General features: G+C 64.6%; 26 protein-coding genes. 15 read left to right on the top strand and 11 right to left on the bottom strand.

What is annotated here, in order from left to right:
* Nucleotides 1-51 precede the first annotated feature (51 nt).
* Nucleotides 52-1,209, top strand: a complete 1,158-nt coding sequence (locus FJ957_RS00320; protein WP_140827290.1) for an efflux RND transporter periplasmic adaptor subunit — start codon at nucleotides 52-54, stop codon at nucleotides 1,207-1,209.
* Complete coding sequence (locus tag FJ957_RS00315; protein WP_140827288.1) at nucleotides 1,206-4,397, top strand: efflux RND transporter permease subunit; 3,192 nt, start codon at nucleotides 1,206-1,208, stop codon at nucleotides 4,395-4,397. Before FJ957_RS00320 ends, FJ957_RS00315 begins: the two co-directional genes overlap by 4 nt.
* Nucleotide 4,398: 1 nt before the next feature.
* On the opposite strand, the gene FJ957_RS00310 is transcribed toward FJ957_RS00315, so the two are convergent.
* The 6 genes from FJ957_RS00310 to FJ957_RS00285 form a co-directional block, all read right to left on the bottom strand.
* Complete coding sequence (locus FJ957_RS00310) at nucleotides 4,399-4,809, bottom strand: GtrA family protein (protein WP_140827287.1); 411 nt, start codon at nucleotides 4,807-4,809, stop codon at nucleotides 4,399-4,401.
* Nucleotides 4,806-5,627: a ChbG/HpnK family deacetylase gene (locus tag FJ957_RS00305; protein WP_140827285.1), complete on the bottom strand. Its 822-nt coding sequence runs from the start codon at nucleotides 5,625-5,627 to the stop codon at nucleotides 4,806-4,808. Before FJ957_RS00305 ends, FJ957_RS00310 begins: the two co-directional genes overlap by 4 nt.
* Nucleotides 5,624-6,592: a glycosyltransferase family 2 protein gene (locus FJ957_RS00300; protein ID WP_140827283.1), complete on the bottom strand. Its 969-nt coding sequence runs from the start codon at nucleotides 6,590-6,592 to the stop codon at nucleotides 5,624-5,626. Before FJ957_RS00300 ends, FJ957_RS00305 begins: the two co-directional genes overlap by 4 nt.
* On the bottom strand, nucleotides 6,585-7,751 hold the full coding sequence (locus FJ957_RS00295) for a glycosyltransferase 87 family protein (protein ID WP_140827282.1): 1,167 nt from the start codon (nucleotides 7,749-7,751) through the stop codon (nucleotides 6,585-6,587). The genes FJ957_RS00300 and FJ957_RS00295 overlap by 8 nt, the downstream gene beginning before the upstream one ends.
* 229 nt (nucleotides 7,752-7,980) lie before the next feature.
* Nucleotides 7,981-9,018, bottom strand: a complete 1,038-nt coding sequence (locus FJ957_RS00290) for a zinc-binding dehydrogenase (protein ID WP_140827280.1) — start codon at nucleotides 9,016-9,018, stop codon at nucleotides 7,981-7,983.
* A 5-nt stretch (nucleotides 9,019-9,023) separates the two neighbouring features.
* Nucleotides 9,024-10,265 (bottom strand): acyl-CoA dehydrogenase family protein, encoded by a 1,242-nt coding sequence (locus FJ957_RS00285; RefSeq protein WP_140827275.1) that lies wholly within the window; start codon nucleotides 10,263-10,265, stop codon nucleotides 9,024-9,026.
* A gap of 109 nt (nucleotides 10,266-10,374) precedes the next feature.
* Between FJ957_RS00285 and FJ957_RS00280 the strand changes: the two genes are divergently transcribed.
* The 6 genes from FJ957_RS00280 to FJ957_RS00255 all read left to right on the top strand — a co-directional run bounded on the left by FJ957_RS00280 (nucleotide 10,375) and on the right by FJ957_RS00255 (nucleotide 14,739).
* Nucleotides 10,375-11,190, top strand: a complete 816-nt coding sequence (locus FJ957_RS00280) for an SDR family oxidoreductase (RefSeq protein ID WP_140827269.1) — start codon at nucleotides 10,375-10,377, stop codon at nucleotides 11,188-11,190.
* Between the two features lie 46 nt (nucleotides 11,191-11,236).
* Nucleotides 11,237-11,722, top strand: coding sequence for a MaoC family dehydratase (locus FJ957_RS00275; protein ID WP_281405136.1), 486 nt, complete (start codon nucleotides 11,237-11,239; stop codon nucleotides 11,720-11,722).
* Entirely contained in the window at nucleotides 11,719-12,756 is a 1,038-nt protein-coding gene (locus FJ957_RS00270) for a phosphotransferase family protein (RefSeq protein ID WP_140827265.1), read from the top strand. The genes FJ957_RS00275 and FJ957_RS00270 overlap by 4 nt, the downstream gene beginning before the upstream one ends.
* 18 nt (nucleotides 12,757-12,774) lie before the next feature.
* Nucleotides 12,775-13,551, top strand: coding sequence for an SDR family oxidoreductase (locus tag FJ957_RS00265; RefSeq protein ID WP_140827261.1), 777 nt, complete (start codon nucleotides 12,775-12,777; stop codon nucleotides 13,549-13,551).
* Between the two features lie 141 nt (nucleotides 13,552-13,692).
* Nucleotides 13,693-14,337 (top strand): TetR/AcrR family transcriptional regulator, encoded by a 645-nt coding sequence (locus FJ957_RS00260; RefSeq protein ID WP_140827257.1) that lies wholly within the window; start codon nucleotides 13,693-13,695, stop codon nucleotides 14,335-14,337.
* 168 nt (nucleotides 14,338-14,505) lie between these two features.
* A complete protein-coding gene (locus FJ957_RS00255; protein WP_140827253.1) occupies nucleotides 14,506-14,739 on the top strand; it encodes a DUF680 domain-containing protein in 234 nt (77 codons plus the stop codon).
* Between the two features lie 84 nt (nucleotides 14,740-14,823).
* Here FJ957_RS00255 and FJ957_RS00250 read toward each other — a convergent pair whose 3' ends face one another.
* From FJ957_RS00250 to FJ957_RS00230, 5 genes are all read right to left on the bottom strand, one after another.
* Entirely contained in the window at nucleotides 14,824-15,048 is a 225-nt protein-coding gene (locus FJ957_RS00250; RefSeq protein ID WP_140827249.1) for a hypothetical protein, read from the bottom strand.
* Nucleotides 15,049-15,134: 86 nt separating this feature from the next.
* A complete protein-coding gene (locus FJ957_RS00245; RefSeq protein WP_140827245.1) occupies nucleotides 15,135-15,719 on the bottom strand; it encodes a sarcosine oxidase subunit gamma in 585 nt (194 codons plus the stop codon).
* Nucleotides 15,712-18,705, bottom strand: a complete 2,994-nt coding sequence (locus tag FJ957_RS00240) for a sarcosine oxidase subunit alpha (RefSeq protein ID WP_140827241.1) — start codon at nucleotides 18,703-18,705, stop codon at nucleotides 15,712-15,714. The genes FJ957_RS00245 and FJ957_RS00240 overlap by 8 nt, the downstream gene beginning before the upstream one ends.
* Nucleotides 18,702-18,998 (bottom strand): sarcosine oxidase subunit delta, encoded by a 297-nt coding sequence (locus tag FJ957_RS00235; protein ID WP_140827237.1) that lies wholly within the window; start codon nucleotides 18,996-18,998, stop codon nucleotides 18,702-18,704. The genes FJ957_RS00240 and FJ957_RS00235 overlap by 4 nt, the downstream gene beginning before the upstream one ends.
* 72 nt (nucleotides 18,999-19,070) lie before the next feature.
* Nucleotides 19,071-20,324, bottom strand: a complete 1,254-nt coding sequence (locus FJ957_RS00230; RefSeq protein ID WP_140827234.1) for a sarcosine oxidase subunit beta — start codon at nucleotides 20,322-20,324, stop codon at nucleotides 19,071-19,073.
* Between the two features lie 252 nt (nucleotides 20,325-20,576).
* On the opposite strand from FJ957_RS00230, the gene FJ957_RS00225 reads away from it, so the two are divergent.
* The 7 genes from FJ957_RS00225 (at nucleotide 20,577) to FJ957_RS00195 (ending at nucleotide 26,372) form a co-directional block, all read left to right on the top strand.
* Nucleotides 20,577-21,335 (top strand): SDR family oxidoreductase, encoded by a 759-nt coding sequence (locus tag FJ957_RS00225; protein WP_140827233.1) that lies wholly within the window; start codon nucleotides 20,577-20,579, stop codon nucleotides 21,333-21,335.
* A 111-nt stretch (nucleotides 21,336-21,446) separates the two neighbouring features.
* Nucleotides 21,447-21,833 carry an SET domain-containing protein-lysine N-methyltransferase gene (locus FJ957_RS00220; protein WP_140827231.1) on the top strand — a complete coding sequence of 129 codons (387 nt, stop codon included), beginning with the start codon at nucleotides 21,447-21,449 and terminating at the stop codon, nucleotides 21,831-21,833.
* Nucleotides 21,834-22,012: 179 nt separating this feature from the next.
* Nucleotides 22,013-22,279: a 30S ribosomal protein S21 gene (rpsU, locus tag FJ957_RS00215; protein WP_027165252.1), complete on the top strand. Its 267-nt coding sequence runs from the start codon at nucleotides 22,013-22,015 to the stop codon at nucleotides 22,277-22,279.
* A gap of 133 nt (nucleotides 22,280-22,412) precedes the next feature.
* Nucleotides 22,413-23,264: a tetratricopeptide repeat protein gene (locus FJ957_RS00210; RefSeq protein ID WP_140651413.1), complete on the top strand. Its 852-nt coding sequence runs from the start codon at nucleotides 22,413-22,415 to the stop codon at nucleotides 23,262-23,264.
* Between the two features lie 212 nt (nucleotides 23,265-23,476).
* On the top strand, nucleotides 23,477-23,953 hold the full coding sequence (locus FJ957_RS00205; RefSeq protein ID WP_140827228.1) for a DUF992 domain-containing protein: 477 nt from the start codon (nucleotides 23,477-23,479) through the stop codon (nucleotides 23,951-23,953).
* Between the two features lie 395 nt (nucleotides 23,954-24,348).
* Complete coding sequence (locus tag FJ957_RS00200) at nucleotides 24,349-25,359, top strand: hypothetical protein (RefSeq protein ID WP_140827224.1); 1,011 nt, start codon at nucleotides 24,349-24,351, stop codon at nucleotides 25,357-25,359.
* Between the two features lie 8 nt (nucleotides 25,360-25,367).
* A complete protein-coding gene (locus tag FJ957_RS00195; protein ID WP_140827220.1) occupies nucleotides 25,368-26,372 on the top strand; it encodes a hypothetical protein in 1,005 nt (334 codons plus the stop codon).
* The last annotated feature ends 87 nt before the right edge of the window (nucleotides 26,373-26,459 follow it).

Below are 26,459 nucleotides of genomic sequence, written 5' to 3'. Positions count from 1 at the left end.
GTGCCTGCTTCCGCTGGAATCCGGCAGACGAATCCTGCCGCTGGAGTGTCGATGTCGAGCTGGAAACAGATTGTTGCAGCGCTTGTGATTCTGATCGCCGCCGTGGCCGCCTGGGCACGCTTTTATCCCAGCGCGCCTCAGATATTGGCTAGCTGGGGAATGGACTGGGCCATCGCCGCGACACCTCCTGCAACAGAAAGCGCCGCCGCTGGTCCCGGCCAGTCCGGACGCAACCGCGCCGGTCAGATCGTCACCATCGTCGCTTCGCCTGCCGGCACCGCCACCATCAACGACAGGCTGCAGGCGATCGGCACCGGCCGTGCCAACGCGACCGTCACCGTCAATCCATATTCGTCCGGGCGCCTTACCGAACTGCTGGTCCAGTCCGGCACGCATGTAGAAAAGGGCGATGTCATCGCCAGGCTCGATTCCGAAACGGAAGTGATCGCGCGCGACCGCGCCCAGGTGGCGATCGAGGATGCGCAGTCCAAGCTCGACCGGGTGAAGTCGCTCAGGGCGTCCAATGCGGCCACGCCCGTTGCCGTCGCCGATGCCCAGGTGACGCTCGCCAACGCCAGGCTGGCGCTGCGCGATGCCGAGCTCGCGCTCGAGCGCCGCTCGATCGTGGCGCCGATCGAAGGCACCGTCGGCATCCTGCCGATCGCCGCCGGCAACTATGTCACCAGCCAGTCGGCGATCGCCACGCTCGACGACCGCTCCAGCATCCTGGTCGATTTCTGGGTGCCGGAACGCTTCGCCTCCGCGGTCAAGGCTGGCGCCCAGCTGTCGGCCACGCCTCTGGCCAACCCCAACCAGGTCTATACCGGCACCGTCTCGGCCATCGACAACCATATCGACGAAAACAGCCGCACGCTGCTCGTCAAGGCGACGATCGCCAATCCCGCCGATTCGCTGCGCGCCGGCATGTCCTTCCAGATTGCCATGCGGTTCCCCGGCGATACCTATCCGGCAGTCAGCCCGCTCGCCATCCAGTGGGGGACCGACGGCGCCTATATCTGGGCCGTCGACAACGGCAAGGCCAAGCGCGTTCCGGTGCGCATCATCCAGCGCAACACCGAGACCGTGCTGATCGATGCTCCGGTCGTGAGCGGCGACATGGTGGTGACCGAAGGCACGCAGAGCGTCAGCGAAGGCGGCGATGTCCGCATCGCCGGCGAGGATCGCGCCGCCGGAACCGAGGGCTCATGAGCGGCGCCGGCGACGCCGCCGCGGGATCTGGCCTGACGGCGCTTTTCATCCGCAGGCCGGTCATGGCCTTCGTGCTCAACACGCTGATCGCGGTTGCCGGGCTTGCTGCCTTCTGGGGCGTCGAGATCCGCGAATTGCCGGATGTCGACCGCCCCGTCATCACCGTCAACACCACCTTCGAGGGCGCGGCCGCCGAAACCGTCGACCGTGAGCTGACCGACGCGATCGAAGGCGCCGTCGCGCGCGTTTCCGGCGTCAAGTCGATCTCGTCCACGTCCTCCTTCGGCCAAAGCCGCGTCACCATCGAATTCAACGACGGCGTCGACCTCAACGTCGCGGCCTCCGACGTGCGCGATTCCGTCAGCCGGATCACCAATCAGTTGCCCGAGACTGCCGACGCGCCGCGCATCGTCAAGGCCGACGCGAATTCGGACCCGGTGATGCGGCTGGCCGTCACCTCCGACACCATGTCGGTGCAGGACATGACGGTGTTCGTGCAGGACCGCATCGAGGACGAGCTCGCCGCGGTGCCGGGTGTCGCCGACGTCCAGGTTTCCGGCGACCGCGACAAGATCTTCCGCATAGACGTCGACCAGAACAAACTGGCGAGCCTTGGCTTCACCGTCGCCGACCTTCGAAAGGCGCTGGCCTCGGTCGCCTTCGATTCCCCGGCCGGCTCGATCACCACGACCAATCAGGACCTCATCGTTCGCACGACCGCCGACGTGACCACGCCGGAGGAGTTCGAGAACATCGTCATCGGCGGCGCGACCCGTATCCGCGACGTCGCCACCGTGACGCTCGGGCCGGATATCGGCCAGACTTCGCTGCGCTCCGACGGCAAGACCGGTATCGGCCTCGGCATCATACGCCAGGCGGAATCGAACACGCTCGACATCTCGACCGGCGTGAGGGCCGCCGTCGCCAAGCTGCAGGAGACGTTGCCCGCCGGCATGTCCATCAAGGTGACCAGCGACGACGCCGTCTTCGTCAACGGCGCCGTGCATGAAGTCGAGATCGCGCTGGCTCTGTCGGTCTCGATCGTGCTCGTCGTCATCTACGCTTTCCTGCTCGACTGGCGCGCCACGCTGATCCCCGGCCTGGCGATGCCCGTCGCCATGATCGGCACCATCGCCGCGATCTATCTCGCCGGCTTCTCCGTCAACATCCTGACGCTGCTGGCGCTGGTGCTGGCGACCGGCCTTGTCGTCGACGACGCCATCGTCGTGCTCGAAAACATCGTGCGACGCCGCAACGAAGGCATGGGGCCGCGCGCCGCGGCGGTGCTGGGCACGCAGGAAGTGTTCTTCGCCGTCGTCGCCACCACGCTGACCCTGGTTGCCGTCTTCGTGCCGATCTCCTTCCTGCCGGGACAGACAGGCGGCCTGTTCCGCGAATTCGATTTCGTGCTGGCGATGTCCGTGCTGCTCTCCTGCATGGTCGCGCTGACGCTCTGCCCCATGCTTGCCTCGCGCATGCTGACCAGCGCATCGCTTCACCATGAAGGCGGTACCGGCATCGGCGCGCGGATCGGCGGCGCCTTGCACGGGCTCTACAAGCATTGCCTGCGTCTTTGCCTCGACGCGCCCTGGATCGTTGTCCTGGTCGCGCTCATTTTCGCCGGCACCGCCTTCACGCTGTTCGGCACCATCCGCCAGGAACTGACGCCGACGGAAGACCGTGCCGTGGTGCTGTTGCGCATCAGCGCGCCGCAAGGCGTCAGCCTCGACTACACGACCGAGCAGATGCGCAAGATCGAGCGGCTGATCCAGCCGCTGCGCGATTCCGGCGAGATCCGCTCAACCTTCGAAAACGCCGGCAACAACGGCTCCTACAATTCGGGCTTCATGGTGATGACGCTGGCGCCCTGGGACGAGCGCAGCCGCAGCCAGCAGGAGATCATGGCCGACATCAGCCGCTTGACCAGGCAGGTACCGAGCGTGCGCGTCTTTCCGGTGCAGCCGAACAGCCTCGGCATTCGCGGCGCCGGCAACGGCCTGCAATTCGCGCTGGTCGGCAACGACCGCAAGGCGCTGAGCGAGGCGGCGGTGAAGATCGTCGACGAGATGCGTCAGGATCCGCGCTTCCAGACGCCGCGTCTCTCCGTCGACCCGACGCAGCCGCAGCTTGCCGTGGCCATCGATCGCGAACGCGCCTCCGATCTCGGCATCGACATCACCGGGCTGGCCGACACGCTGCAGGCCATGCTCGACGGCAACGATGTCGTCGACGTCTACATCGCCGACCGCAGCTATGGCGTGAAGCTGGTCTCGACGACCAACCCGATCAACGACCCGACCGACCTGGAAAACATCTTCCTGAAGACGTCCGATGGCCGTTTCGTGCCGATGTCGACCATCGCCACGCTGACCGAGCGCGCCGTGCCGCCGTCGCTGACGCGCGAGCAGCAGCAGCCCTCGGTCGCGATCACCGCCAATCTCGGCAGCGGCTTCGCGCTCGGCGAGGCGCTGACCCGCGCCGATCAGATCGCGGCGCCGCTGCTGCCACCCGGCGCGCGCATCCTGCCGCTCGCCGAAGCCGCGACGCTCGGCGAGAGCAACAACGCCATGATCGCCGTCTTCAGCTTCTCGCTGGTCATCATCCTTCTGGTGCTGGCGGCCCAGTTCGAGAGCTTCGTCAGCGCCGTCATCATCATGGCGACGGTGCCGCTCGGGCTCGCCTGCGCCATTTTCGCGCTGCTCCTGTCGGGTACCAGCCTCAATGCCTACAGCCAGATCGGACTGGTCCTTCTGGTCGGCGTCATGGCCAAGAACGGCATCCTGATCGTCGAGTTCGCCAACCAGTTGCGCGACCGTGGGCTCGGCGTGCGCGAAGCGATAGAACAGGCTTCGACCATTCGGCTGCGCCCGGTGATGATGACCATGATCTGCACGGTGCTCGGCGGCGTGCCGCTGGTGCTCGCCGCCGGCGCCGGTGCGGAAGCCCGCGTCGCGCTGGGCTGGGTCATCGTCGGCGGCCTAGGGCTCGCCACCGTCTCGACTTTGTTCCTGACTCCTGTCGCTTATCTCTTGCTTGGCCGCTTCGTCACGCCGAAAGCGCACGAGGAAGCGCGCCTGAAGCGTGAGCTCGAGGAAGCCGCCTACATCGACCATGATCCCGAAAAGTGGGAACCAGCTTTCGGAAAGATCATGGTTGGATCAGATCCCGATGCGGAGCCGGCCGAGTAGACTACCTCGACAACCGGCCTTCGATCGACCAGCGCGCCGCCAGGAAGTTCAGCACCGCCGCCACCACGACGCCGATGATCTTGGCCGGCCACACGCCGATGGCCCCGGCCAGGACGGCGATCGAGAGACTGGAGACGCCAAGCGAAATCAGCGCTCCAAGCGAGACGAAGCGCAGGAAGGAATGGTGCAGCCGGATATTCGGGTCCCGCTCGAACGACCAGAAGCCGTTCGCCGCGAAGGAGAAGAGCACGGCGATGAACCAGGCGCCGACATTGGCGGCCAAAGCCGGCACCGCGAGCTCGAGCAGCAGGAAGAAAGCGGCAAGGTCGATGCCGGTGTTCACCAGCCCGACCAAGGCAAAACGGACGATCTTGTTGCCGGTCGAACGCCGCGGCTGGCCGGCCCCGCTCATGCATTGCCGTCCATGACACGGGCTTCGGCCCGCTTGAGGCTGATGCCGAAATCGTCTGACGTTAGAAAGTCAAATTCGACCTCGCGCACGCTTTGCATCGGGTCGCGAGCGCGCAGCATCTCATCGACACGGCCCGGATGGCACATGAACACCCCTTGTTCGGGCAACGTGTCGATCGCGGCGCGCAGCGTCGAAGCGAATTTCTCCGGCTTCCGCCAGTCATAGATGCCGGAAAGCGGCGTCATGAGGCTGAAGCCCGCCCGTTGCATCGATCTGTTGAAGCCCACGGCCAGCGTCGCGATCGCCGCGATCTTGGCCGCCGCCGCGTCCAGGGCGGGAAGTCCCGGCGCGCCTCGCAGCGCCGGCCTACGCGCACTTTCCCCAAATCGGGCAAGCAGCCAATTCCGCACCGCCGGAAGGAAGTGCACGTGCTGGTGTCCGTCGATGTGGTCGGGCGGGCCGGCCAGCGCTTCGGCGAAGCGGTCGTACTGGGCGTCGAGCTCGGCATGAACATCCCGCTCGTCGATACGCTCGCGCCGCACCGGCAGCGCAAGAGTGGCAAGCCCGGGCAACTTGCCGTCCGGCGCCAGGCTGGACGATCCGGTCACGGCCATCTGATCGGTCAGGGTCAGGTGCAGCCCGACGGCCGCGCTTCGACGGAACGGCCTGATGCGCGCCGCCGCCTCTTCCCATTCGGGAAAGCCGGTCATGCAGCTGGTCCCGGTCAGGCGGCCGCGCTCGATGAGGTCGAGGATCGCACCCGATACCCCCGGCGCCAGCCCGTAGTCGTCGGCGATCAGGCGGATCGACCTGGTCATCTCTCGGAAGCAACTTGCTCGGCGGCATTGCCATGCAACACGTCGCGCACGATGTAGACGGGCCGGTCCTTGCTTTCGCTGAGCGTGACCCAGACATACTCGCCGATCAAGCCGAGCAGCGCCAGGTTGAGGCCTCCAAAAAGCACGACGGCGACCATGATGCTGGGGTAGCCTGGCACGGCGATGCCGTAGAACAGCACCTCGAAGAGCACCTTCACGCCATAGGCGAGACCTGCGAATGCCGCGAGCAATCCGATGAGGCTGATGACGCGCAGCGGGATCACGGAAAACGAGGTGAACCCTTCAAGCGAGAACGCGATCAGGTTGAACCTGGTCCATTTCGACGTGCCGCCGGAGCGGTTTTCCGGCGAGTAAAGCACGGCCTTCTGGCGGAAGCCGGCCCAGGCGAACAGGCCCTTGTTGAAACGCCGCTTGTCGCGCACGCTGGTCAAGGCACGTGCCACCGCGCCGCGCATGACACGGAAGTCTCCGGCATTCTCGGGAATATCGAAGCGCTGGCTGCTGTTGATCAGCCTGTAGAAGAGCCGCGCCAGTTGGCTGCGCCGCCAGCTCCCCTCGCGCCGGTCGTTCTGCGCGTAGACGACATCGATTTCGGGATTCTCGACCAGTTCGCCGATCATCCTCAGGCTGATATCCATGGAATGCTGGAGGTCGGAGTCCATGATCAGGACCATGTCGCCGCGGGAATGATCGAGTCCGGCGAGCACCGCCGCTTCCTTGCCGAAATTGCGGCTGAGCCGCACGATCTCCCACGAGCCCCACAACGCCGCGGCGAATGTCTCGGCGCTGCCGTCGCGGCTGCCGTCGTCGACCAGTATCTTGCGGACGGTCATGCCGAAGCGCTCGGCCACGGCCGCTTCCAGCCTGTCGAGCAACCCGACGAAGGCGATCGCGGATTCGGCCTCGTTGAAGAACGGCGCGATGACGTCGAGCATCTCAGCCATGCGCGACGGCTCCGGGGGTCGGCACTTTGTCCCTGCCTCGCCCCCAGAACCAGGCGACAAGCATGCAGGCGACTATGCTGGTGCTGATTGGCCACAGCCACAAGTGGAAAAGAGCGTGCAGCCGGAGATCGACACTGGTCAGTCCGGTAACGAAGAGGAGTATCGCCGGCAACCAGCGCATGACCGCGTTTTCCTTCTCCCGCCACATCAGGGCGATGGAAAGGCCGGCTGGCACCGCCACCATGGCATAGGTGTTCTGCTCGACCCGCGGATTGAAGACGCACATGTAGAACGCCGCAATGAGGAATATGGCCAGTCCGCCGATGTTGGAGTCCAGCCTGCGGTCCAACTGGAGCACCGCCCAAAGCGTAAGCAACCCCGCGACGACGCGCACGATCGTCGCCCCGGCTTCGGACAGCGGCATCCCAAACCGCGTGAAAGGCGCTGTGAAGTCGGCCGGAACGAAGGGACCGGTTGGGTCGATCGTCATCGACGTCAGCATGCGGAAGAAATCGTGGTACTGGGCGTTGATGTAGTCCGCGGGCGCAAAGCCGTAGGGGACGGCGAGCACGACGAGCACCGCCAGCACCAGCACCGGTATCAGCCGGGGACGCAGCGCTCCCACCAGAAGCAGCATGATGATCGCCGTGGGCTTGGCTATGACCGCAAGCGTGGCCCAGAAGAAGCTTTCAGCTCGGCGCCCCTCGAGCGCCGAGAGCGTGAGAAACCAGCACGCCCCGGTGAGCAGGATCGTCGCCTGGCCGTTGCGAAGCGCCGCCAGCGCCATTGGCAAGGCAAGGAACAGGCCGAAGGACAGCAGCCATGTCTGCTCCTGGCCGTCGATCTTGCGCACCTGACGCATTGCGGCGAAAGTCAGCGCGCCGAAGCCCAGCACATGCCACAAAACGCTGCCCAGATGCGGCCCGAGCTTCACCAGGGGAACGTAAAGGGCGGCGAAGGCGGGCGCGTAGAGATACCCCATCGCGGCCTGGACGTGATACAGCGGTTCACGGCTCAGGAAAGCTTCGCTGCCATGTCTGTAGATATAGACCACCGAACGGGTATCGGGCGACCATAGCGCCAGGCCAAGCACAATCAGAAACGACCCGACCCACAGCCAAAACCCCAAACGGTCGAAAACCGGCTTGGTTACCGTCATAGCGCACCCCGCGTTCCGACTAGGATGGCGTTCCCATCGCCGCCTGGCCTTCAGCGCCGGCGAGATATCACATCGAAATGAAATAGAACATACGAGCGTGGCTGTTACCGGCGCGGGGCAAAGGACGGCGCAACAGCGGCGTTTTTCCGCCGCCACCTTGTCGATCACAGCTTTGTGTTCAAGGCGTTGGCCGTGGTCTGAACAGCTGCGATCGGCGCCCGGGGGGTGCCTACGGCTTGATGAACACCTTTCCGCTGGGCTTGGCGAGCTCGGCCGGCAGCCGCGCCATCGCTTCGTCCAGCGGCACAACCGCATTGACGTCGGTCGACCAGCGTCCGTCGGAAAAGCGCTTCTGCGCTTCCAGCACCGCCGGGCCCAGCCTGTCGCGGAACTGGCGCATCCATTCGGCCAGCCAGAAACCTTCGACACGTTTGTGCTGGAAGATCAGTTGGCCGGGCTCGCGGATCACCGTCGGCTCGGCGTCGAGCCGGCCATAGACGATCCAGCGCGCGCGTTTCGGCATGGCGTTGAAGATGGCGGAAGCCAGCGTGCCGGTAACGGCGTCGAGGAAGATGCGCGGCTGCTCAGCCTTCATCGCCTCGCGCAGCGCCGCCTCGAAATCTCCCGCCTTCTCGTTGAGCACATGGGCGGCGCCGAGCTCCTTCAAAAGCGGGATCTGCTCGTCGCGACGCACCGTGACGATCGGCCGGAAACCCGCCTCCTTCGCCAGCCCGATGATCAGCTTGCAGAGCTGGCTCGCGCCAGCGGTCATGACGAAGGCCTTTTCGCCCTCTTGCTTGACGATGTCGAACATGGCCAAGGCCGTCAACGGATTGACGATCATCGCGGCGCCGTCCTCGTCGCGCACCGTATCGATGAGCGGGATGCAGGACGCCGCCTCGGCGACGGCATAATCCGCCCAGGCGCCCCAGTTCGACACGCCGGTGGCGAAGGCGACGCGTTTCCCTGCGAGGCTCCTTGCATAGGGATCATCGCCCGTGGCGACGACAATGCCGACGCCCTCGAAACCCGCCGGCCGGCCCTTGACCCGCGGCTGGCCGTACTGGCCCTTGATGAAGGCGATGTCGGACGGATTGATCGAGGCGAGGCTGACCTTGATCAGCGCCTGTGTCGGCCCTGGCGCCGGCACGGCTATGTTACCGGGCTGGAGGTAAGGCTCCATCGCCTCCAGCGCGGCCGCCGAAGGCGTCCTGGTGTAACCGTCGCCGACAAGCAGCAAGCCCCGCATTTGCGATGGACGCGTCATGATCGTCAGACCTTTTCCTGCGTGTATTTCCTGAGTTCCGTGCGCGCCACCTGCCGCCGGTGCACCGCGTCCGGCCCGTCGGCCAGCCGCAGCGTCCTCAGATGCGTCCAGGAGCGGGCGAGCGGGGTATCCTGGCTGATGCCTTGCGCGCCGAACATCTGCACCGCCTCGTCCGTGACTTTCAGCGCGACGCGCGGCGCCACCACCTTGATCTGGCTGATCCAGGGCGCGGCGGCGCGCGCGTCGCCCTGATCGATCATCCAGGCGGCCTTGAGGCACAGCAGCCGCGCCATCTCGATCTCCATCCGGCATTCGGCGATGATGTCGAAATTCGCGCCGAGCTTGGCCAGCGACTGGCCGAAGGCCTCGCGCCGCACCGAGCGGTGGCACAGCATCTCCAGCGCCATCTCGGCCTGGCCGATGGCGCGCATGCAGTGATGGATGCGGCCAGGCCCCAGCCGCCCCTGCGCGATCTCGAAACCTCTGCCCTCGCCGAGGATCAGGTTCGCCGCCGGCACCCGCACATTCTCGAATCTCAGATGCATATGGCCGTGCGGAGCGTCATCGTCGCCATAGACCTGCATGGGCCGCAGCCTGGTGATGCCCTTGCTGTCGGAAGGCACCAGGATCATCGAATGCCGGCGATGCTGCGGCTCTTCGTCCGATCCGGTCCTGACCATGACGATATAGATGGCGCAGCGCGGATCGCCCGCGCCGGAAGCCCACCATTTCTCCCCGTTCAGCACATAGTCGTCGCCGTGCCGCTCGCAGCGCATCGAAATGTTGGTCGCATCCGAGGAGGCGACGTCAGGCTCGGTCATCAGATAGGCCGAGCGAATCTTGCCCTCGAGCAGCCGCTCCAGCCAGTCCCGCTTGTGCGCTTCCGATCCGTAGCGCTCCAGCACTTCCATGTTGCCGGTGTCGGGCGCCGAGCAGTTGAAGGTCTCGGCGCCGAGATGCGCCTTGCCCATCTCCTCCGCCAGATAAGCGTATTCGACCGTGGAAAGGCCATAGCCGCGCTTGGAATCGGTCAGCCAGAAGTTCCACAGGCCGCGTTCGCGCGCCGTCTTCTTCAAGCCTTCGAGGATTTCCGTCTGCCTGGCCGTATAGGACCAGCGGTCGCCGCCCTTGCCGATCTCGGCGAGAAATTCCTCCCCCAGCGGCGCTATCTCGTCGCGCACCATCGCCGCCACGCGCTGGTGGATCGGCTTCAGCCGCTCGGTCATACCGAGATTCATGTCCGTCATCGCTTCCGGCCTTTCCGAAGATAAATCTTTACCCGTGGCAAGGATGACCGTACTTCGGCTAGCCTTGTCAACGCGAGTCCCCCAGCCGGGCAGGATGCGGAGAAACACGATGAGCTATCTGGACAAGCTGTTCTCGGTCGCCGGCAAGACCGCGCTGGTGACGGGTGCTGCGACCGGCATCGGCCGCATGGTGGCGACCGGTCTGGTGCGCGCCGGCGCCCATGTGATGATCGCCTCGCGCAAGGGCGAGGATTGCGCCAAAGTCGCCAACGAATTGAACGCGCTCGGCGGCTCCGGCCACGCCGAGGGCTTTGCCGGCGACGTGTCCAGCGAAGCGGGCATCGCCGCTCTGGTCGCCGAGGTCAAGGCGCGCACGGAGCGCCTGCACATCCTGGTCAACAATGCCGGCATTTCCTGGGGCGCGCCGCTGCAGGATTTCCCTTACCACGCCTGGGCCAAGGTGTTCGGCGTCAACGTCACCGCCGTCTTCCACCTGACGCGGGAGCTCTTGCCGTTGCTCGATGCCGCGGCGAGCAGCGAGGATCCTGCCCGCGTCGTCAATCTCGGCTCGGTGATGGGTACCCAGCCGCTGGCCGACGATGCCTATTCCTACGCGGCCTCGAAAGCGGCGGTGCATCATTTGACGCGCACGCTGGCGATCGAGTTCGCGGCCCGCCGCATCACCGTCAACGCCTTTGCGCCCGGTCCTTTCCAGAGCCGGATGACGGCGTTCGCCACCGCGACCGAGGAGCAGGCGAAACATGTTGGTAACCATGTACCGCTCGGCCGCATCGGCGTGGCGGATGACATTGCCGGCGCAACGCTTTATTTGTGCAGCCGAGCCGGCAGCTATGTCACCGGCGCCATCCTGCCGATCGACGGCGGCCAGTCGGTGCAGCATGGAATGACTTTGTTCAAGGAATAAGGTGCCCGGTTCGAGGAATCGTAATCCGGGCGGGGGTGCGGAGGACATCAGCGTGGAACCGATCAGTCTCGATACGCTTGTGGCAAGCGTCGGCAAGGAGGTCGGCGTCTCGCCCTGGCGAACGGTGACGCAGCGCATGATCGACCAGTTCGCCGATGCGACCGACGACCACCAGTTCATCCATTGCGATCCGGAGCGTGCCGAGCGCGAAACGCCCTTCGGTGGTACCATCGCGCATGGTTTTCTGTCGCTGTCGCTTCTGTCGGCAATGACCTTCGAGACCATGCCGCCGCTGGAAAACACCAAGATGGGCGTCAACCACGGCTTCGACACGCTGCGTTTCCTGGCGCCGGTGAAGACGGGCTCGCGCATCCGCACCCGCTTCGTGCTGGCGGACGTCAAGGTGCGGCCGTCCGGCTGGGTGCAGACGGCGCATGATGTGACCATCGAGATCGAAGGCTCGAAGAAGCCGGCGCTGACGGCGCGTTGGCTGACCTTGACGCTGATCGAGCGCCAGCCCGAGAACGCATGAGCGGCGGGGCGGGTGCCATAGACCAGGCGGCGCTTGCGTCCTATCTCGAGGCGCATATTCCGGGTTTTACCGGCCTGTCCGCGATTGAAAAATTCAAATCCGGGCAATCCAATCCGACCTATCTTTTGACCGCCGCCAGCGGCCGCTATGTGCTGCGCGCCAAGCCGCCGGGGCAATTGCTGAAATCCGCGCATCAGGTCGACCGTGAATTCCGGGTCATGCAGGCACTTGCCGGCACGGCTGTGCCGGTGCCGCGCATGCTGCATCTGTCGGGCGAAGACTCCCCGGCCGGCCGCATGTTCTACGTCATGGAATATCTCGACGGCCGCATCTTCTGGGATCCGTCGCTGCCTGACGTTTCCGGCAATGAAGAGCGTGCCGCGATCTACGATGCGATGAACGCGACGCTTGCCGCCCTGCACGATATCGATGTCGGCGCCGCCGGCCTTGGCGATTTCGGCAAGCCCGGCAGCTATTTCGAGCGCCAGCTCGCACGCTGGACGGGCCAATACCGGGCCTCCGAAACCGAAACCATAGCCGATATCGACAGGCTGATTGCGTGGCTCGAAACCCACATACCGGCCGATGACGGCCGCGTTTCGCTTGTCCATGGCGACTACCGGCTGGACAACATGATGTTCGCGCTCGATGCGCCGAAAGTCATCGCGCTGCTCGACTGGGAGCTGTCGACGCTCGGCGACCCCTTCGCCGACCTCGCCTATCAATGCATGCAATGGCGCCTGCCGCATGCCTCGGGCTTTCGCGGCCTTGGCGGCGTCGACCGCGCCGCTGCCGGCCTGCCGTCCGAGGAGGCCTATGTCGCAGCCTATTGCAAACGGCGCGGCATCGGAAAGATCGACAACTGGACCTTCTTCCTCGCCTTCTCATTCTTCCGGCTGGCGGCGATCTGCCAGGGCGTCTATCGCCGCGCGCTGGACGGCAATGCCTCCAATCCGGAAAAGGCAAAGACCTACGGGCAAGCGGTTAAGCTGATCGCGATACTCGCGGCGGAGCTGAGCGGCGGGAAGAACTGAAGAAAGGAAAGCTGAGCGATGGGCCGTTTCGATGGGATGACGGTGCTGGTCACCGGCGCGACCGGCGGCCTTGGCAGCGGCGCGGCAAAGGCCTTCGCCGCCGAAGGGGCGCGGCTGGTGCTCTCCGATCTCGACGAGGCGGCGCTCGGCGATTTTGCGGCAATGTTCGACGCCGAGACCGCTCACCTTGCCGGCAACATCGCCGACGAAAAGCTCTCGGAGGATCTGGTGAAACTGGCCGTCGAGAAATTCGGTCGGCTCGACATCGCCGTCAACAATGCCGGCATCATACACAACTTCGTGCGCCTGCCGCAGGTCACCTCGGAGGAAGCGCGCCGCGTGGTCGAGGTCGACCTGCTGGGCGTCTTCTATGCCATGAAGCACCAGATTCCTCAGTTGGAACGGCAGTTCAGGGAAAGCGGCAAGGGCGGCGTCATCGTCAACATCGCCTCGGTCGCCGGTCTATCGGGCGCGCCGAAACTTTCGGTCTATGCCGCCGCCAAGCATGGCGTCGTCGGGCTGACGCGCTCGGCCGCCGTGGAATATGCCGGCAAAGGGATACGCATCAACGCCGTCTGCCCGGCCCACACCCGCACGGCGATGGTCGACGGCTTCGTGCGTTTCACCGGAGCGCCCGAAGCCGAAGCGCTTGCCGAACTCACGCGAGGCGTGCCGATGAAGCGTGTCGGCGAGGTCGACGAGATCACCACCGGTGTCCTGTTCCTTGCCGACCCTGCCAATTCCTTCATGACCGGTCACGCGCTGGCGCTCGACGGCGGCATTGGCGCCATTTGAGCATGCCGGGGAACGGCTTGCGTCCGCAATCGCGTTAACCGAAGAGCTTGAACGGACGTTGCGGAACCGGAACGCTCTCTTGCCCGTTTCCGTACAGCGTATATAATTTCGTCGGGCAACCAACGACAAAGGCAGCGGACATTGACGCTGAGCGTTCAGAAACGCCGCGAAAAACAGAAGGCGGAGCTTCGCTCCGAACTGGTCGCGGCGGCTCACAAGCTGGTGCAGGAAGAGGGCTATGAGGGCCTCACCATCCGCAAGCTGGCCAAGCGCGTCGGCTACGCGCCGATGTCGGTCTATTCCTATTTCGCCGACAAGCAGGACATTCTCTTCGCGCTGGCCGAGGACGCCTTCGAGACGCTCGCCCGCCGCATCGAGGAGCACCCCGCGGACGACCCGATCGAGGCGCTGCAGGCGGTGATGACCGAGTATGCGGCTTTCGGGCTCGGCAATCCCAACGAATACCGCACCGTCTTCATGACCGAAAAGACCAAGCTGCCCGAAGGACGCAGCTACGAGGACATGGAAGAGGGCAACCCGGCCATGAAAGTGCTGATCAAACGCGTCGAGGCCTGCGTTGCCGCCGGCAGGCTCAAGGGCGACCCGCGCGCTATTGCCACTATGCTGTGGACGGTCGGCCACGGCACGATTTCGTTGCTGATCACCTTTCCCTTCTATCCTTTCGGCGACCCCGAGACCTACGTGAAGCGCATGTGCAACTTCATGATGGCCTCGCTGTCGCAGCAGGAAATCCCGCCGCTCACCGAAACCCCGGTCGGCTGCTGATCGCCACAGCTGTTTTTGCGCCACCATCGGCTTGATTCGCCATGGCGAGTTCCCACGTTCAAAAAAAGTTGTCGTACGCGTACAGATTTCCTCTTGAATTCCGTTTCCAGGCGCCGTATGTGTACGCTTCATTGTACATGTACGAAAAGAGATGACTGGAGACGGAAAATGAAGAAGACCATTCTTACCCTCGCCGCCGTTCTGGCTTTCTCGGGCGCCGCTTTTGCCGGCACGAACCAGCCGGTCAAGCACGCCCCGGCTGCCTGCGCCCAGACCAACGCCAATGTGGTCCTTGATTGCACCGCGACCGGCTCGGTCGAAAAGGCAGACGCCAGCAAGACCCAGACCAAGAGCCCGCGCCTCGGCATCGACGTCAGCCCGTGGTTCGTGCCCGGCCTGTAACCACGACTGGCACAATCAACGAAAACGGGCGGCACTTGGCCGCCCTTTTCGTTTTGCCTGTCGCCTTGAGAGAACTGCCCCGGCCTATTTCTTGCGCGGCTTCGTTCCAGCCACGGTTTTGGCCTTGCCCGGCTTTGCCGGCGCGCCGGGGATGGCGCTGCTGGTGATCGACACCGGGTCGCTGGCCGGAAACGTGTCCTCGAGGCCTTCCTCGAGTTCCTCTTCTTCGACCTCGCGATGCTGCTCGCGCTCCAGCGAACGGACGGCCAAACTCTTCCTGGGCGATTTCGGCGCGGATTTGGATGGCATCGCGGTCTCCCTCAAGTCGCAAGAACGGGATGGATCGGCGATGGTTCCTGCCACGCCGCATCCCTTCGGATAGCGTGGCGCAAAGATCAGTTCGCCGCGTCGCTCGCCGCTTCCGACAGCAGAGTAAAGACATAGTCCGCGAAGGAACGCCAGCACTCCACACGGAACGCATCGGCCGCAGTGCGCAACAGCACGATCTCGGATTTGCCGAGAATGGTGCGGGAGGCAGCACCCACCGGGAACGCCTCGAGCGACAGGTCCTGCGGACAGCCCGAATTGACCGTCATCGAGGCCGCTGGCCCGGTGACCGAGATTGCGACATTGCGGTGCGAGATGCCGACCGCCGAATGCAGCGCCGTCACCTTGGCGCAGTCGGCGAGCGGATCGTTGCCCGCCTCGTCGATGATCAGCCATTCGTCCGGCCCAAGCCACAGCGCAGTGCGTCCGTCCTTGGTCGCCGAGGTCTTCGGCTTGGCCGGTAGCATCACACCGAGCGCCTTGGAAAGTGCTGCGACCGAAGCCTGCGGCGCGCGCAGCGAGATGCGTTCGGCCGGCGGCAGCATCTCCACTTTTACGCCCGGCGCCGAGACCGTGCGGCCGGCGAGTGCCGGCCGGCGCTCGACGGAAGCGGAAGCGGCGGCGGCTTTTGTCTTGGCGGCGGCCTTAGCCATTGAGGCGTTCTCCCTTCTCGTCGACGAACACCATGCCGGTGACCTCCACCTCGATCGTGCCGTTCGGCATCGGCACGTAGAGCGTCTCACCCATGCGGTCGCGACCGCCGGCGACCAGCGCCAGGGCGATCGAGCGTCCGCAATTCTCCGACCAGTAGCTGGAGGTGACGTGGCCGATCATCTTCATCGGGATCGGCTGCTTCGGATCCGCGACGATCTGCGCGCCCTCTTCCAGCATGACCTTCGGATCCTTGGTCTTCAAGCCCACGAGTTGCTTGCGGCCCTTGGCCACGAGGTCCGGCCGGGTCAGGCCGCGAATGCCGACGAAATCGGTCTTCTTCTTGCCGACCGCCCAGTCGAGCCCGGCATCGTTCGGCGTCACCGTGCCGTCGGTGTCCTGGCCGACGATGATGTAGCCCTTTTCGGCGCGCAGCACGTGCATCGCCTCGGTGCCGTAAGCAGTCGCGCCATGTTTCTGGCCTTCGGCCCACAGCGCTTCCCAGACCGCCTCGCCGTAATCGGCCGGCACATTGACCTCGAAGCCGCGCTCGCCGGTGAAGGACATGCGGAACAGCCTCGTCGGCACGCCGCAGATCTTGCCCTCGCGCACCGACATATGCGGCATCGCCTCGTCCGACATGTCGATGCCTTCAACCAGCGGCGCGATGATTTTCCGCGCGCTCGGCCCTTGCACGGCAATGACCGCCCATTGCTCGGTGATCGAGGTCAGCCAGACATTGAAATGCGGGAACTCGGTCTGGAGATAATCCTCCATGTGGTTCATCACGCGCGGCGCGCCGCCGGTCGTCGTCGTCACATGGAAGCGGTCCGGCGCCAGCCTGCCGACGACGCCGTCGTCATAGATGAAGCCATCCTCGCGCAGCATGATGCCGTAGCGGCAGCGGCCGGTTTCCAACTTCTCCCACGGGTTGGTGTAGAGCAGTTCCATGAACTTCGCCGCGTCCGGCCCGACCACTTCGATCTTGCCGAGCGTCGAGGCGTCGAACAGGCCGCCCACTTTTCGCACCGTCACGCATTCGCGGTCGACGGCGGCATGCATGTCCTCGCCGGGCTTCGGGAAATACCAGGCGCGCTTCCAGTGGCCGACATCCTCGAACACAGCACCTTGCGACGCCGCCCAGCCATGCGTTGCCGTACGGCGCGTCGGGTCGAACAGCGCGCCGCGCGCGTGGCCGACGATCGAGCCGAACGTCACCGGCGTGTAGGGCGCGCGGAATGTGGTGAGGCCGACCTGCGGGATCGGCTTGCCGAGTTCCTCGGCGGCGATCGCCAAGCCATGCATGTTCGACGTCTTGCCCTGGTCGGTCGCCATGCCGTTCGTGGTGAACCGCTTGACGTGCTCGATCGAGTGCATGCCTTCATGCACCGCCTGGCGGATGTCCTTGGCGGTGACGTCGTTCTGGAAATCGACGAAGGCCTTGACCGTGGTGCCCTGCCCGGCGCCGGGGCCAGCGCCCAGCATGCCGCGCGACCAGCTCTCGCCGGCGTCGACCTTCGGCTTGGCGCCCTTGCCAACCTTGCCGCCGGCCTCCTTCACCGCCTTGGCGCCGGCTGCGTAGGCCTCGTCGATCGTCGCGTCCAGCCCGTCCGTGCCGTTGCAGGCGCCGACCGAGACGCAGTCCTGCGCATAGGTGCCGGGCACGAAGCGCCTGGTCTCGTCGTTGAAGGCGACCTTGCCGCGCGACTGCGAGAACAGATGCACCGACGGCGTCCAGCCTGCCGACATCAGGATCGCGTCGACCGGGATCGTTCGTTCGCCACCGCCATTCTTCGGCTGCACGGTCATCGAGGATACGCGCAGCTTGCCGCCGGCGCTGACCACCGCGCGGCCGAAATTGATCTCGATGCCGAGCGCCCTCGCCTCGTCGATCACCGGGCCGGCGGGATTGTCGCGCAGGTCGACGATGGCCGCGACATTGACGCCGGCCTTCTTGAGGTCGATCGCGGCGGCATAAGCGGAATCGTTCGCCGTATAGACGCCGACATTCCTGCCGACCGCCACGCCATAATGGTTGAGGTAGGTGCGCGCCGCCGAAGCGAGCATCACGCCCGGACGGTCGTTGTTGGCGAATACCATGTGGCGCTCGATGGCGCCGGTGGCGATGATGACGCGCTTGGCGCGAACCTGCCACAAGCGCTCGCGCGCCAACTCGCGTCCCGGGTTCTTGAGATGGTCGCTGACCCGCTCGACCAGGCCGACGAAGTTCTGCGCGTAATAGCCAAAGGCAGTCGTGCGCGACAGCACGCGCACATTGTCCATCGCCCTGAGCTTGGCGATCGCGCTTTGAGCCCATGCATAACCGTCTTGGCCGTCGATCCTGGCGCCGCTCTCGAAGCGCAGGCTGCCGCCAAATTCGGCCTGCTCGTCGGCGAGGATCACCCTGACTCCAGCCTCGGCTGCGGCAAGGGCAGCGGCAATGCCGGCGGCGCCGCCTCCCAGCACCAGCACCTCGCAATGCGCGTAGCGGGCGGCATAATGGTCCGGATCCGGCTTCTCCGGTGAAATCCCGAGGCCCGCCGCAGCGCGGATCTTCGGCTCGTAGAGATCCTTCCAGGCCCACTTCGGCCACATGAAGGTCTTGTAGTAGAAGCCGGCGGAGAACATCGGTGAGGCGATGTCGTTGACGGCGCCGACATCGAAGGCAAGCGACGGCCAGCGGTTCTGCGAATTGGCGGTCAGCCCGTCATAGAGCTCCTGCACGGTGGCGCGCACATTGGGCGTCTTGCGCGCATCGTCGCGCACGATCTGCACCAGCGCGTTGGGCTCTTCCGCGCCGGCCGAGAGGAAGCCGCGCGGCCGGTGATATTTGAACGAACGGCCGACCAGATGCACGCCATTGGCAAGCAGCGCCGAGGCGAGCGTGTCACCCTCAATGCCGGAATAAGACCTATCGTCGAAGCTAAAGGACGCGGTCTTGGCCTGCTTCAGGCGGCCGGCGCCGGAGATACGGAATGCGGCGCTCATTTCGAGGCTCCAGGCAGCTTCGCCGGTTTCGGCTCGCCGGCCTTGTAGGTCATGACGAACTTGTCGGTGACGGTGTCGCGCACCGCGTTGAAGAAGCGCGCGCAGCCATGGATGTGCCGCCAGCGCTCATAGATGACGCCCTTCGGGTTCGCGCGGATGAAGAAGAATTTCTCGAAATCGTCGTCGCTCTCGCCGGCAATGTTGGCCGAGCGCACGACATGCGCCTCGCCGGCATTACGGAACTCGAGTTCCGGGCGATCTTCCTCGCAATAGGGGCAGCGGATGAGAAGCATCTGGGTGATCCTAGAACTTGCCGTGACCGGCGCGCGCACCGGCCGAGTGAAAGCAAAGCGGCTGAGCCAACATCAGTGCGCCACCGCGGCCGCGGCGGCCTCGTCTATGAGGCGTCCCGTGCGGAAGCGCTCGAGCGTGAACGGCGCGTTGATCGGGTGCGGGTCGTCCTTGGCGATCGTATGCGCGAAGACGTTGCCCGAGCCCGGCGTCGCCTTGAAGCCGCCGGTGCCCCAGCCGCAATTGACGTAGAGGCCCTGGACCGGCGTCTTGGCCAGGATCGGCGAGCGGTCGGGCGTCACGTCGACGATGCCGCCCCAGGAGCGCAGCATCTTCATGCGCGTGAAGATCGGGAACATCTCGCAGATGGCGTCGAGCGTGTGCTGCAATATGTGCAGGCCGCCGGTCTGCGAATAGGAGACATACTGGTCGGTGCCGGCGCCGATCACCAGCTCGCCCTTGTCCGACTGCGAGATATAGGCGTGCACGGTGTTCGACATCACCACGCAGGGCACGACCGGCTTGATCGGCTCCGACACCAGCGCCTGCAGCGGATAGCTTTCGAGCGGCATGCGCACGCCGGCCATGTTCATGATAACGGAGGAATGACCGGCCGCGACCACGCCGACCTTCTTGGCGCCGATGAAGCCGCGCGTCGTCTCCACGCCGCTGACCGCGCCATTGGCCGCGCGCTTGATGCCGGTGACCTCGCAGTTCTGGATGATGTGCACGCCGCGCGCCGAGGCGCCGCGCGCATAGCCCCAGGCGACCGCGTCGTGCCGCGCCGTGCCGCCGCGCCGCTGCAGCGCGGCGCCCATCACCGGATAGCGCGCGTCCCTGGAGATGTTGAGCGGCGGACAGAATTCCTTCGCCTGCTCCGGCGTCAGCCATTCATTGTCGATGCCGTTGAGGCGGTTGGCATGGATGTGGCGCTTGAACACCTGGACGTCGTGGACGTTGTGCGCCAGCATCATGACGCCGCGCGCCGAATACATGACGTTGTAGTTGAGCTCCTGGCTCAGCCCATCCCACAGCTTCAGCGCATGGTCGTAGATGCCGGCGCTTTCGTCATAGAGATAGTTGGAGCGGATGATGGTGGTGTTGCGGCCGGTGTTGCCGCCGCCGAGCCAGCCCTTTTCCAGCACCGCGACGTTGGTGATGCCGTGCTTGCTCGCCAGATAATAGGCCGTCGCCAGGCCATGCCCGCCGGCGCCGACGATGATGACGTCGTATTCCTTCTTCGGCTCGGGCGACGTCCACTGCTCTTCCCAGCCCTTGTGGCCGCGCATGGCCTCCCGGGCAATGGCGAATACCGAGTATTTCTTCACGTTTCAGGCCTCGCGCCAGTAGCTTTCGCGGATTTGCGGCCGGGCATCCCCGCCTCGGCGCGCGAGGTGTATCACTAGCGAAACCGCGCTGTCATCTTTGCGCTGTTTGCGACGGCGCTTGCCGTTTTGCGCCCGTGCCGCGTAATGCCCGCCCGCCGATGGCAAGGCAGCTTTCGGGTGGCTGCATTCATACCGATTTGCGACCAAGCATCCATCCGCCGGCAAGCTCGGCACAACGGAAGGATGACGAGAATGTTCGCACTCACAGATAAGGTCGCCATCGTGACGGGCGCCAGCTCCGGTATCGGCCGCGCCACAGCCAGGCTGTTCGCCGACCAGGGCGCGAGCCTCGTCGTCGCGGCGCGCCGCCAGGCCGAACTCGACGCGCTCGTCGGCGAGATCGAGGATGCCGGCGGCACAGCGGTTACGCTTGCCGGCGATGTAAGGGACGAGGCCTACGCGAAGGCGCTCGTCGACCTCGCGGTCGAAAGGTTCGGCGGCCTCGACATCGCCTTCAACAATGCCGGCGCCGTCGGCGTGATGGGACCGGTGACCGACATGGCGCCGGCGAGCTGGCAGGAGACGATGGACACCAACCTGACCAGCGCCTACCTCGCCGCGAAGCACCAGATACCGGCGATGCTGGAGCGCGGCGGCGGCTCGCTGATCTTCACCTCGAGCTTCGTCGGCTACACCGCCGGCATGCCAGGCATGGCGGCCTACGCCGCCGCCAAGGCCGGACTGATCGGGCTGACGCAGGTGCTGGCCGCCGAATACGGACCGAGGGGATTGCGCGTCAACGCGCTGCTGCCCGGCGGCACCGACACGCCCGGCGCGACCACGACCACGCCTGAGGCGCGCGCCTTCGTCGAAGGCATCCATGCCTTGAAACGCATGGCGCAACCGGAAGAGATTGCCCGTTCGGCGCTTTATCTCGCCTCGGATGCGTCGAGTTTCACCACCGGAACCGCGCTGTTTGCCGATGGCGGCGTGTCAATCAACCGGACGTGATCCGTTTGGCGGACGGCAGACATGCTCATCCGCTAAAATCTTGCGACTGCACCCTTGCATTCCGGTCTGTTTTGACGATTTTCGTTTTCCGTCGAAAAACGGACCGGAACGATGCTGCTGATCAGAACCTATGTCGCCCAGAGCGCCATCGAAGGCGTCGGCGTTTTCGCCGCCGAACCGATCCGCAAAGGCGCCTCGATCTGGCGCCTCGATCCCGATTTCGACCGGCTGATCCCGATGGAGAAATATGAAGCCGCACCCCCGCATCTCAAGGAACTGCTCGACCGCTACGCCTATCCGAGTCCGGACAAACCCGGCTTCATGGTCTACGAGGTCGACAATGGCCGCTTCATGAACCATTCCGAGCGACCGAACACGGATTTCTCGCAATATGGCGGCGCCACCGCCATTCGCGACATCGCCGCCGGCGAGGAAATCACCTGCGATTATGGCGAGTTTTTCGAGGATTTCGCCCGCCTGCATCTGGCGACCGCATAGTGCTTCAGCCGTCACGCCGGGACACGTGGGCTTTTGATCGCGGTTTCGTGCAATCAGCGGTGGACAGGGCGGCATGATTCTGCTATCAGCCGCCCACAATTCGCGGTGCAACCCGCCGCGGAGGCATGGCGGCTATGGCTGTATGCCTATCGATATCAAACCCGAAGACAGGATTGCCCGTGCAGGTACTCGTCCGCGACAACAACGTTGATCAGGCGCTTCGCGCGCTGAAGAAGAAAATGCAGCGCGAAGGTATTTTCCGCGAAATGAAGATGCGCGGTCACTACGAGAAGCCGTCCGAGAAGCGTGCCCGCGAGAAGGCCGAGGCCGTGCGCCGCGCCCGCAAGCTGGCCCGTAAGCGCGCCCAGCGCGAAGGCCTGCTGCCGATGACCCCGCGCCCGGCTCCGGCTGGTGCTGCCGGCGCATCGCGCTCGCCGCGCTCATAACGCCTATTTTTCGTCCTTTTCGAAGGATACCGAGGGTGGCGCGATGCGGAATCGCCGCCACCTTTTTTGTTTATGCATAGGAGCCGGTTCGGAGAGGGAACGGACTGACGGCGCTGCGGCAGTGAGGACAAAGATGAACGCAATTTCCGTGGAGCGCAAAACCGCTTTTCGCGGCTTCGCCCTGACGGCGGCCCTGCTTTCGGGTCTGACGCTTGCAGCATGCCAGACGACCCCGACGGGTGAGTTCAACTCGATCGACAAGGCGCAAGGGTCGAGCGAGAACATCTCCTCGCTTTCGGCGGTCATCCAGCGAAATCCGCAGGATCCCGAGGGCTATAATGTGCGTGGTTCGGCCTATGGCCGCGGCGGCCAGTACCAGGCGGCGCTCAAGGACTTCAACCAGGCCATCCAGCTCAACCCGAACTTCTACCAGGCCTATTCGAACCGCGCGCTGATCCAGCGCTTCCTCGGCAATCAGGAAGCAGCTTTGGCCGACTACAACCGCTCGATCCAGATCAATGCCAACTACGACGCAGCCTATATCGGCCGCGGCAATCTCTACCGCAAGGCAGGTCGCACCCAGGATGCCTTCAACGACTTCCAGAAGGCGATCCAGCTCGACACCACCGATGCCCGCGCCTACCACAATCGCGGCCTGATCTATCAGAGCCAGGGCCAGCACAAATTCGCCATCGAGGATTTCTCGACCGCCATCTCGCTGGCGCCGGACGCCGCCGAGCCCTACAACGGCCGCGGCCTCTCCTATCTGGCAACGGGTGACGAGGACAACGCCTTCTCCGACTTCAACATGGCCATCAAGCTCGACGGCAAGAACGCCGAGGCCTGGGCCAACCAGGCGCTGATCTACGAAAAGCGCGGCGACAAGGGAAGGGCAGCCAAGTCCTACCGCGAGGCCATCCACCTCGACCCGAACTATCAGCCGGCCAAGGACGGCCTGTCGCGCACCGGTGGCAACGCCAGCTGATCGGAAGCTGGCGCCGAAAGTAAGGTATCTTGCACGGCCCACGGGTCCGCCTGCGAGCGCAGTGTTGCGCCGCGGAGACGCCGATAGCGATCCGTTAACCGCCCAGACCAATGCATTAACCCTTGCCATGTTCGCGCCAAGTTTTCAGCGGAACGCTCCGTGCACCTCGATCGTTTAAGCCGGGGCCAAGATTTCGCGAAAGGACCTTTCCAATGATCAAAACACTTGCCTGTGCCGCTGCCGCGCTTGCCGCCACGGTCCTCGCTTCTCCGGTCAGCGCCGGCACGCTCCAGCTCGGTACGCTCGATTGCACGATCGACGGCGGCGTCGGCTACGTCATCACGTCGAACAAGGGCGTCTCCTGCACCTTTCGCCCCTATCATCACGGTCCAGCCGAGCAGTACACCGGCATGATCTCCAAGCTCGGCGTCGACCTCGGCCAGACGCATCAGGGCCAGCTCGTCTGGGCGGTGCTTGCCGCCACGCGTCATCACGACGCGGGCGACCTCGCCGGCAGCTATTACGGCGTCAACGCCGAGGCGAGCGTCGTGACCGGCGGCGGCGCCAACCTCCTGGTCGGCGGCCTTGACGGCGCCTTCATGCTGGAGCCGCTCAGCGTCCAGGCACAGACCGGCCTCAACCTGGCCGTCGCGGTTGCGTCGCTGGATCTCGTCCACTCCTACAAGTAGCCGCCGCGGAACCACGGTACTCAGCAGGGCCGCGCCTTCTACGAAGGGCGCGGCCTTCGCATATATGGAGCCCCCGAACATAGTTCGGAAACACAAGCGCCCGCGAGAATGTCAATTGCGTGTGGCAGCTTTGCTTATCTTGTGTTATCAAGCCGGGGTGTTGGTGGCAATCGCCGGCAGAGGGGCAGCCGCCCAACAGATGCAAAGACATCGTTAACTGCAATTCTTGTTGCAGGCCGGGGAGGCTGTGGTGGATTTCATCGAGAAGTTATTCGGCTTTTCGCCTGACGATGGCTCAGGATCTTTCGAACTTCTTTTGATCCTTGCTCCGTTCCTAGTCGCTGCGATCTGGTTCTATATGCGTCGGCAGCGACGCTGACCGCCCGAGACAGGCCGTGACCCCGGTCCCCAAAATACTGGAATTTCTGCAGGCGATCGTTGACGCCTTCAGGCATTGGCCAGACAATCTGCGCCGGATAGCCGGGCAGATTTGCGCGCTCATCAGGTTGATCTGCGAAAGAGCCAAGCTTCCCAGCCGGCTCGATCGGAGCGGGCCGCAACGCTGCGTCAAGATCAGCGATCCCGCCTACAAGCGGCCAGACCCTTTGATCTATGCTCAGTATTATTTGATGGGCCAGGGCCTGGCTGTCACCTGGGACAATCCGGATATCGAGATCAAGCGCGGTGGCGTCACCGTACCGCCGCATATGCTGGAGCCAGATACCGAATATGAGGTCGTCGCGCGCATCTGGAACAACTCGACCGAGGCGCCGATCGTCGACCTGCCAGTGAAGTTCTCCTATCTGAGTTTCGGCATCGGGACCACCTCGACCTGGATAGACGAGACAAAGACCGATCTCGGAGTCAAAGGCGGCGCAAATCATCCGGCCTTTGCTTCGGTCAAATGGCGCACGCCGGCCGAGCCGGGTCATTACTGCATCCAGGTGCTGCTCGACTGGCTGGACGACGTGAACCCCAACAACAACCTCGGGCAGGACAACACCACCGTCGGCGTGGCCCATTCCCCGGCAAAGTTCGAATTCCGTTTGCGCAACGGCGAACGGGAAAGGGCCGAGTTTCGGCTTGAAGCCGACACCTATGCATTGCCTGAATTGCCGGTCTGCGGCGAGCGGCCCCGCCCGAGGCCCTCCCGCCGGCCGCTGCGCACCTTTCCCGGCACCATAGCGGCGCTGCCTGCCGGCCATACCCGCCGGGCACATCCCATCCCTGCCGGTTGGCTCGTCACCTTCGACCCGGCGCAAGCCGCCCTCGGTCCCGGAGAAGAGATTTCCGTCGCCGTCAATGTCGAGCCACCTGCCGGCTTCACCGGCCGCAAGGCGGTCAACGTCCATGCCTTCTCGGCGCGCGGACTTGCCGGCGGCGTGACGCTTTATGTCGGACGGTAGGAACCACCATGGCTTACCGGCACTACACAAGATGCATTTCGGTCGGAAATCATATCGGCAAGCAATATGCGCAGGTGATCGTTGCTGCTGCCGTGGTTGCGCTTCCGCTGATCCTGGTCGGCGTCGTTGCCGGACCGGCGGTCATGCTGGTCGCGCTCGCGGCCATCCTCGCATACTGCCGCTGGTGGCTCTACGACCGGCTGGTCTGCCTCGGCGGCGACGAATGCGCAGTCGGCTGGCTGCTCAAGATCGATCCGCCCCAGGAGAAGTCCGGTCTCGATCGCTTTGACACCGACTACAGTCTCAATCTGGTTCCGGGAAACGTCTTCGAATTCACGCCGCAGGCCGAGGCGGAGAAGATCACGCCGTTCGGGCGGCTGATCGCCAACACGCCCGCGATCAAGAATGCGGGCCTCGACTGGCAGGGACTGGAGGCTCGTCAGTGGGCCAACGACGACCCTACCGCGGTGCTTCACTGCGAATTCGAAGGAGCCGGCGTCTACGATCTGATGATCGCATGCCTTGCCGCGATCCCCGTGGCCACCGCCGCGGCGGTGGCTTGCGCCATTCCCTTCTTCGGTTGGATCGCCTGTGCGATCCTGACGGTCATCGCGGCCGCAATTGTCCTAGTCGGGGGCATCGTGGGGATTCTCGACACAGCCAATCCAACCGATGTCGACGAAAATCTCGGCGACCTTCACGTCAATGATCCGACAAGGCGAGGCGCCGACATCCTGTTCGTCAAGGGGACGTGGGTCTATGATTCCGCCCACGAAGGCTGGAACGAGATCCATCCGATCAAGCATTGTCAGAAGATCGGCACCTGGAACGGCAGTTGGAATGAATCTCCGGTTCCGGACGGCAGCTCTGCCCGCTGGTGCGAAGCCGTGAATTCGGCCGGCTCGCCGCTGACCGCCGCAGCCCAGCAGGATCCGGAAAACCAGTGGACCATACACCCCGTCATCGACGGCTGCCGGCGTGAATCCGAAACCGAGCCGGACCCCATTCACTGATTTCCGGACCAGATCCCGGGTCCACGGCGAATTGACGGCCTCGCTGCTGCAAAAGAATTCGCTTGAGCTCAAGCTCGGTTGAGGTTC

It is taken from the genome of Mesorhizobium sp. B2-4-6 (genome assembly GCF_006442775.1).
In the GTDB taxonomy this organism is placed as follows: domain Bacteria; phylum Pseudomonadota; class Alphaproteobacteria; order Rhizobiales; family Rhizobiaceae; genus Mesorhizobium.
This window is presented reverse-complemented; position numbering and strand designations above follow the sequence as displayed.

Bases quoted from the DNA above. Each gene is read 5' to 3' on its own strand.
- FJ957_RS00320 (WP_140827290.1), top strand. From the start codon at position 52: ATGTCGAGCTGGAAACAGATTGTTGCAGCGCTTGTGATTCTGATCGCC.
- FJ957_RS00315 (WP_140827288.1), top strand. From the start codon at position 1,206: ATGAGCGGCGCCGGCGACGCCGCCGCGGGATCTGGCCTGACGGCGCTT.
- FJ957_RS00310 (WP_140827287.1), bottom strand. From the start codon at position 4,809: ATGAGCGGGGCCGGCCAGCCGCGGCGTTCGACCGGCAACAAGATCGTC.
- FJ957_RS00305 (WP_140827285.1), bottom strand. From the start codon at position 5,627: ATGACCAGGTCGATCCGCCTGATCGCCGACGACTACGGGCTGGCGCCG.
- FJ957_RS00300 (WP_140827283.1), bottom strand. From the start codon at position 6,592: ATGGCTGAGATGCTCGACGTCATCGCGCCGTTCTTCAACGAGGCCGAA.
- FJ957_RS00295 (WP_140827282.1), bottom strand. From the start codon at position 7,751: ATGACGGTAACCAAGCCGGTTTTCGACCGTTTGGGGTTTTGGCTGTGG.
- FJ957_RS00290 (WP_140827280.1), bottom strand. From the start codon at position 9,018: ATGACGCGTCCATCGCAAATGCGGGGCTTGCTGCTTGTCGGCGACGGT.
- FJ957_RS00285 (WP_140827275.1), bottom strand. From the start codon at position 10,265: ATGACGGACATGAATCTCGGTATGACCGAGCGGCTGAAGCCGATCCAC.
- FJ957_RS00280 (WP_140827269.1), top strand. From the start codon at position 10,375: ATGAGCTATCTGGACAAGCTGTTCTCGGTCGCCGGCAAGACCGCGCTG.
- FJ957_RS00270 (WP_140827265.1), top strand. From the start codon at position 11,719: ATGAGCGGCGGGGCGGGTGCCATAGACCAGGCGGCGCTTGCGTCCTAT.
- FJ957_RS00265 (WP_140827261.1), top strand. From the start codon at position 12,775: ATGGGCCGTTTCGATGGGATGACGGTGCTGGTCACCGGCGCGACCGGC.
- FJ957_RS00255 (WP_140827253.1), top strand. From the start codon at position 14,506: ATGAAGAAGACCATTCTTACCCTCGCCGCCGTTCTGGCTTTCTCGGGC.
- FJ957_RS00250 (WP_140827249.1), bottom strand. From the start codon at position 15,048: ATGCCATCCAAATCCGCGCCGAAATCGCCCAGGAAGAGTTTGGCCGTC.
- FJ957_RS00245 (WP_140827245.1), bottom strand. From the start codon at position 15,719: ATGGCTAAGGCCGCCGCCAAGACAAAAGCCGCCGCCGCTTCCGCTTCC.
- FJ957_RS00240 (WP_140827241.1), bottom strand. From the start codon at position 18,705: ATGAGCGCCGCATTCCGTATCTCCGGCGCCGGCCGCCTGAAGCAGGCC.
- FJ957_RS00235 (WP_140827237.1), bottom strand. From the start codon at position 18,998: ATGCTTCTCATCCGCTGCCCCTATTGCGAGGAAGATCGCCCGGAACTC.
- FJ957_RS00225 (WP_140827233.1), top strand. From the start codon at position 20,577: ATGTTCGCACTCACAGATAAGGTCGCCATCGTGACGGGCGCCAGCTCC.
- FJ957_RS00220 (WP_140827231.1), top strand. From the start codon at position 21,447: ATGCTGCTGATCAGAACCTATGTCGCCCAGAGCGCCATCGAAGGCGTC.
- FJ957_RS00210 (WP_140651413.1), top strand. From the start codon at position 22,413: ATGAACGCAATTTCCGTGGAGCGCAAAACCGCTTTTCGCGGCTTCGCC.
- FJ957_RS00205 (WP_140827228.1), top strand. From the start codon at position 23,477: ATGATCAAAACACTTGCCTGTGCCGCTGCCGCGCTTGCCGCCACGGTC.
- FJ957_RS00195 (WP_140827220.1), top strand. From the start codon at position 25,368: ATGGCTTACCGGCACTACACAAGATGCATTTCGGTCGGAAATCATATC.